The following is a 6,267-nucleotide window of genomic DNA, read 5'->3' on the forward strand; positions in this document are numbered from 1 at the left end:
GTCGGGGCGGCGTCCTCGGACCGGGTCAGCCGCGTTCGCGGGCGGAGGACTCGAGCAGTTCCCGGGCGTGCTCGCGGGCCGCCGCGGAGTCCCCATGGCCGGCGAGCATGCGGGCGAGCTCCTCGACCCGCTCGTCGGCCGTCAGCGTCACGACGTCGGAGGTGGTCACACCCGCGGCCGGGTCCGAGTTCTTCTCCACCCGCACGTGCCGGTCCGCGTAGGCGGCGACCTGGGGCAGGTGCGTCACGGCGATGACCTGCACGTGGCGGGCGAGGCGGGCCAGTCGGGCCCCGATCCGCACGGCGGCCTCACCGCCCACGCCGGCGTCGACCTCGTCGAACACGAAGGTGGGCACCGGGTCCGTGGCGGCCAGGACCACCTCGAGGGCGAGCATCACGCGGGAGAGCTCGCCGCCGGAGGCGCCGCGGCCCAGGGGCCGGGGCTCGACGCCCGCGTGGGGGCGCAGGGCGAGCGTGACGTCCTCAGCGCCGTACGGGCCGAGACCGTCCCCGGCGACCGGCGTCAGTCCCACGTGGAACGAGGCGTCCGGCATGAACAGGGCGTGCAGCTCCTCGGTCACCGCGGTCTCGAGCCGCTCGGCGGCCGCGGTGCGCAGGGCGGTGAGGGTCGCGGCCCGCTCGCGCAGTGCGGCGTCGAGCCGGTCGACCTCCGCCTCGAGCTCCTCGAGGCGGCCGGAGTCGCCCTGCAGCTCGTCCAGGCGCGGACGCTGGGTCCGGGCCCAGTCGATCACGTCGGCGAGCTCCGGCCCGTAGAGCCGCTGCAGTCGAGTGAGCTCGGCCAGCCGCGACTGGGCCGCGTCGAGGTCGGAGGCCGCGTCGGCGTCCAGGTCGGCGGTGTAGCGGGCCAGGTCGCCGGCGATGTCCGTGAGCACGACGGCGGCCTCGGCCAGGCGCGCGGCCGCGGCGGCGAGCTCGGGGTCGTCGCCGGGGGCGGCGAGCACGGCCTGCCGCGCCCCCTCCACGAGGCTGACGGCGCCGGGGGTCTCGTCCATCGCGTCCACGTCGGGGCCGGCCAGTCGGGCGTGCGCCTCCCCCGAGGCGGCGCGCAGCTCCTCGACGTCCTCGAGCCGGCGGATGAGAGCCCGCAGCTCCTCGTCCTCCCCCTCCTGCGGGTCGGCGAGGTCGATCTCCTCGAGCGAGCGCTGGAGCGCTTCGGCCTCGCGGGCCCGCTCCTGGCGGTGGGCGGTGAGCTCCTCGCGCTCCCGACGCGCGGCGGCCCAGGCGGCGTGGTCCGCGCGGTAGGCCCGCAGGGCCGCGGCGAGCTCGGCGCCGCCGAACGCATCGAGCGCGTGCCGCTGGGCGTCGGCGCCCTGGAGGCGGACCTGGTCGTTCTGCCCGTGCACGGCCACGAGCGTGGCCCCGATCTCGGAGAGCAGGCCCACGGGCACGGAACGGCCGCCGGCCGCGGCGCGGGAGCGTGTGCCCTCCCCCGACGCCGTGACGCTGCGACTGAGGACCAGGTCGCGGGTGCCGTCGTCGCCCTCGTCCACGACCGCACCGGCTTCCTGAGCCAGGCGGAGCGCCGCGTGGTCCGCGGCCACGCGCACGCCGGCGTCCACGACGGCACGGGACGAGCCCCGGCGGACCGCGCCCGCGTCGGCGCGCGCGCCGAGCAGCAGGCCCAGGGCGGTGACCACCATGGTCTTGCCGGCGCCGGTCTCGCCGGTGACGACGGTGAAGCCGGGGTCCAGGTCCACGGTGGCCTCGCCGATCACGCCGAGCCCCGAGATCCTCAGATGGTCGATCATGCGTCCTCCCCGGGGTGACGCGCCCCGCGGTCGCGGTGGCGCTGGATGTCCGCGGGCGAGAGCACCGACAGCGGCATGGTGGCCGGTTCGACGACGTCGGGACGCGGCCCCGCGTGCCGCGGCTCGACGGTCTCCACCGCGTGGAGCACGCCCGCCCGCTCCTGGGCGGTGACGGGGCCGCGCCAGCCGTCCGTGGGCAGCCGGAACTTGCGCACCAGCCGTTCCGCGAAGGGAGTCGGGTTGAGACGGGCCAGGCGCACCGGCTCCGCCGACCGGGACACCTCGATCCGGGCCTGCGGCGGCAGTTCGACGGTGCGCCGGCCGTCACACCACAGCACACCGGTCTCGCGGGTGCGGGTGAGCACGTCCACGCCGATCGTGGAGCGCGGACCCACCACGAGGGGGCGGGTGAACAGGGCGTGGGCGCTGATGGGCACGCACAGCAGGGCCTCCACGGAGGGCCACACCACGGGGCCCCCGCCGGAGAAGGCGTAGGCCGTGGAGCCGGTGGGGGTGGCCAGCACGACGCCGTCGCAGCCGAAGGCCGTCAGCGGCGAGTTGTCCACGGACACGACCACCTCGAGCATCCGCTCCCGGTGGGACTTCTCCACGGAGGCCTCGTTGAGGGCCCACGTGCGGGCCACCTCGCGGCCCTCCACGTGCACGACGACGTCCAGGGCCATGCGCTCGATCACCACGTAGGACTCCGAGGCGATCGCCTGGACGGTGCGGTGCAGGTCGGTGCGCTCGGACTCGGCGAGGAAGCCGACGTGGCCCAGGTTCACCGCCAGCAGCGGCACGTTGTAGCCGCGGACGAAGTCGGCCGCCCGCAGCACCGAGCCGTCGCCGCCGAGGACGAGGCCGAGGGTGATGTCCTCGAGCTCGCAGTCGACCCCGAGGGCCTCCGGCGCGAACTCCGGGGGGTCCCCCGCGGCCGCGCGGATGGCGGCCACGTCCTGTTCGAGCATGACGCTGACCAGGCCCTCCTCCGCGAACATGCGGGTGGCCTGCAGCGCCGCGCTGATGGCGTCCTCGCGGCCCGTGTGGGTCAGGACGAGGACGCGACGTCCGGGGGTGTAGGGCATGGTTCCTTCCGCGAGCCGGGGTGCCGGGCACTGCGCTCCAGGATAGCCACGAGACCGGACACGCGAACCGGTGGCCCCGCGCCCGTGGACGGGCGGTGTCCCCCGGTCGGGGGTCAGGACCAGTCGATGTGCGCGCCCCGGACCCACCCGGCGGCGCGCTCGCCGGCGGGCGGGGCCGGGCTCGTCCCGTCGGCCGGGTCGTCGGCCGCGGTGGCGTCGGGACGGCGGAGCCGCAGGAAGAACTCGGCGTTCCCGTCCTGTCCGGCCAGGCCGGATCGGGCGAGGCCGCGCGGTGCGAGGCCGGCGCCCAGCGCGGCCGCGGCCACCCCCACGACGGCGTCGCGGCGGGCGTCGGGATCGGTCACGACACCGGAGCGCGGCAGGGCGCGCCGCCCCACCTCGAACTGGGGCTTGACCATGAGCAGCAGCTCGGCGCCGGGTCGGCACACGCCCGCGAGCGGGGCGAGGACGAGGCGCAGCGAGATGAAGGACAGGTCGGAGACCACCAGGTCCACCGGACCGTCGATGTCCTCGGCCGTGAGGTCGCGGACGTTGAGCCCCTCGCGCACGAGGACGCGGGGGTCGGCCCGGACGGGCGGGGCCAGCTGGTCGTGGCCCACGTCGACGGCGGCCACCCGTTCAGCGCCCCGCTCGAGGAGGACCTGGGTGAATCCGCCGGTGGAGGCCCCGGCGTCGAGCGCCCGGCGGCCGGCCACGCCCACGTCCGGGAATGCCTCGAGTGCGCTGACGAGCTTGTGGGCCGCACGGGAGACGTACCGCGGGCCCGGGTCGCGCAGGCGCAGCGTGGCGTCGGCAGCCACGCGGTCGGCGGGCCGGCGCACCGGGCGGCCGTCGACGAGGACCTGTCCCGCGCGGATGAGCGCCGCGCCCTCCGTGCGGGAGCGGGCCAGGCCCCGGGCGGCCAGGGCGACGTCGGCGCGTGCGGACTCAGCCACGCCGTGGGTCCGCGGAGCCCTCGGCCCCGCCGGCGAGCAGAGCGGGCAGGTGCGCACGGACCCACGTCGGCCGGTCCGGCCCGGGGGCGGCGGCCGCGGTCTCGCGCGTGTCGATGCCGGTCAGGACGAGCACCGTGTCGAACCCCGCTGCGTTGCCGCCGCGGATGTCCGTGTCCAGGCGGTCGCCGACCACGAGGGGACGGGCCAGGCCGAGGGCCTCGGCCGCCGTCCGGAACAGTCGTGGCTCGGGCTTGCCCGCCGCCACGGGCGCGGTGCCGGTGGCCCGGCCCACCGCCTCGACGAGGGCCCCGTTGCCGGGGGCGATCCCCTCCGCGCGCGGGATCGAGGCGTCCAGGTTGGTGGCGACCCAGGTGGCCCCGGCGCGCACGGCGTACGCCGCCTCCGCCAGATCGGCCCAGCCGAGACCGGGGTCGAAGCCCTGGATCACCGCGTCGGGACGCTGCGCCGCGGACGCGACCACCTCGTAGCCCCGCTCCTCGACCACGGCGCGCAGATACGCCGAGCCGACCACGAGCACCCGACCGGTGCGGCGGCCGAGCGTCTCCTCGAGCAGATCGACGCCCGCCGGTGCGGAGCCGAAGACCTGCCCCGCCTGCGCGGGCACCCCGAGCGTGCGGAGATGCTCGGCCACGGACTCCGGCGCGCGGGAGGCGTTGTTCGTCACGAACCCGACCGGCACGCCCCGTTCCTGCAGCATCGACAGCGTCTCGACCGCCCCGGCGATCGCGCCGCCTCCGGCGTAGACGACGCCGTCCAGGTCGCAGAGCAGCCCGTCGTGACCGTCGAAGAACGTGGTGCTCACCGCTCGTCTGCCTCCGGGGCCTCGAGGGCGTCGAACAGCGACAGCTGGTTCGGGTCGACCTCGTCCGGCGCGTCGACGGCGGCCGGCAGCTCCGTGGCGGCTTCCGGCCGGGGCGCCTCGGTCGGCTCCGTGGTGGCCCCCGGCTCCTCGGCCGGGGATCCGTCCGCCGTCGGCTCCGCACCGGCCTCAGCCGCATACCGCTCGTGGCGCCGTTCGCGGGGGGACGGGCGGCGGTCCCGGGGGATCTCGACCGGCTCGGTGTCCACGTCGATGATCTCCGGGTCCGCGAACCCGCCTACGCCGAGGGCCTTCTCCGCGACGCGCACGGCACGCGCCCAGAGCCGAGCCTCGTCGCGGCGCCCCAGGGCGAGCAGCACGTCGGCCTGGCGCTGGAACAGCCGGGGAGAGAAGGGGTAGCCGCGCCGCCGGTCCAGTTCCGGGATCTGCAGGGCCTCATGGGCGCCCTGGAGGTCGCCGGCGTCCTCGCGGATGCCGGAGACGACCATGGCCAGCTCGGCCCGCGCCGCCCGGTCCAGACGCGTGGCATCCACCTCGGTGGCCAGCTGCAGGGCCTTCTCCGTGCGGCCGAGGGCACGCTCGCTGTCCACCTGCGCGGCGATGTGGGTGTCGTCGCCCGTCATGCGCCGGTAGGTGCGGAACTCGCGCAGCGCGTCGGCGTACTCCCCCGCCGCGTAGGCGGTGAGCGCGACGGCCTCGCGCACGCGTGAGAGGCGGCCGCCCTTGCGGGACGCGGCGAGGGCGTGCTGGAACGCCAGCGCCGGGTCGACGTCCAGGTAGCGACCGGCCATCACGAGGTGCTTGGCGACCCAGCTGGCAGGCCGTTCGTCGAGGCCGTTGATCTCCTTGAGCGTGCCCCGGTCGAGCTCCTGGCCCGTCACGTCCGGGTCGATGTCCGGAGAGCGCTCCTGGTCCGCACGATTCGCCGCTCGGAGATCACCGGGATTGTGGGCGGGTCGTTCGCCGCGGTCCTCGCGACGAGGGCCCGTCGGCGCACCGCGGCGCTCGGGGCGTCCGCCCCCCTGGCCCGGGCCGCGCCGGCGGTCCTCGGAGGTCGGGCGGAAGCGACGCCGCGCACCGTCGCGGCCGAACTCCTCGCGACGCGGGCCACGGTCACCGGCCCCGTCCTGACGACGCGGGCCGTCTGCGGAGCCACGACGACGGTCCTCGTGAGGCCCGTCGGAGCGGCGCCGGTCACCGGCACCGCTGCGAGGACGTCCGTCGCGGTCACCACCACGACGCCGGCCGTCACCGCCACCACGGGGCCCGCGGCCCTCGGATCCACGGTCCTCGCGGCGCTCTCGGGGGGTGTCCTCAGCCATGGTGTCCTTCCTGGGCGTCACGCCGCGATGATCCGCGGGAACGCAGTCTCTGTTCCTCATGCGCCGGCCTCGCGGCCGGGTCCTCAGGGGACCAGGCTAGTGCCCGGAGCCTGTGGCGGACCGTCCTCTCGGGGAAACAGTCCAGAAATGCGGGAAGGGCCTCGCACCAACAGTGCGAGGCCCTCCCTCAAAGAATGTCCGGCGGCGACCTACTCTCCCACAACCTCCCGGCTGCAGTACCATCGGCGCTGTGGGCCTTAGCTTCCGGGTTCGGAATGGAACCGGGCGTTTCCCC

Annotated in this window: 5 protein-coding genes and 1 rRNA gene; all 6 read right to left on the reverse strand. The window is 76.2% G+C overall.

Translation table 11 applies throughout. The annotated features are described in order from the left end of the window. Positions 1 to 25: 25 nt before the first annotated feature. On the reverse strand, positions 26 to 1,768 hold the full coding sequence (recN, locus tag J1M44_RS09260) for a DNA repair protein RecN (RefSeq protein WP_065573205.1): 1,743 nt from the start codon (positions 1,766 to 1,768) through the stop codon (positions 26 to 28). Continuing rightward, the gene (locus tag J1M44_RS09265) at positions 1,765 to 2,853 is read right to left on the reverse strand and encodes an NAD kinase (protein ID WP_065573206.1); all 1,089 of its coding nucleotides are present in this window, start codon (positions 2,851 to 2,853) and stop codon (positions 1,765 to 1,767) included. The genes recN and J1M44_RS09265 overlap by 4 nt, the downstream gene beginning before the upstream one ends. Before the next feature lie 113 nt (positions 2,854 to 2,966). Continuing rightward, complete coding sequence (locus J1M44_RS09270; RefSeq protein ID WP_065573207.1) at positions 2,967 to 3,809, reverse strand: TlyA family RNA methyltransferase; 843 nt, start codon at positions 3,807 to 3,809, stop codon at positions 2,967 to 2,969. Further along, positions 3,802 to 4,632 carry an HAD-IIA family hydrolase gene (locus J1M44_RS09275; protein WP_065573208.1) on the reverse strand — a complete coding sequence of 277 codons (831 nt, stop codon included), beginning with the start codon at positions 4,630 to 4,632 and terminating at the stop codon, positions 3,802 to 3,804. The genes J1M44_RS09270 and J1M44_RS09275 overlap by 8 nt, the downstream gene beginning before the upstream one ends. Further along, positions 4,629 to 5,531, reverse strand: a complete 903-nt coding sequence (locus J1M44_RS09280) for a hypothetical protein (protein WP_189290257.1) — start codon at positions 5,529 to 5,531, stop codon at positions 4,629 to 4,631. The genes J1M44_RS09275 and J1M44_RS09280 overlap by 4 nt, the downstream gene beginning before the upstream one ends. Before the next feature lie 637 nt (positions 5,532 to 6,168). Further along, positions 6,169 to 6,267, reverse strand: a 5S ribosomal RNA gene (rrf, locus tag J1M44_RS09285); the annotation flags it as partial.

The sequence above is a fragment of the Micrococcus sp. KRD128 genome, from assembly GCF_017168395.1.
Classification (GTDB): Bacteria; Actinomycetota; Actinomycetes; order Actinomycetales; family Micrococcaceae; genus Micrococcus; species Micrococcus luteus.

Bases quoted from the DNA above. Each gene is read 5' to 3' on its own strand.
- recN (WP_065573205.1), bottom strand. From the start codon at position 1,768: ATGATCGACCATCTGAGGATCTCGGGGCTCGGCGTGATCGGCGAGGCC.
- J1M44_RS09265 (WP_065573206.1), bottom strand. From the start codon at position 2,853: ATGCCCTACACCCCCGGACGTCGCGTCCTCGTCCTGACCCACACGGGC.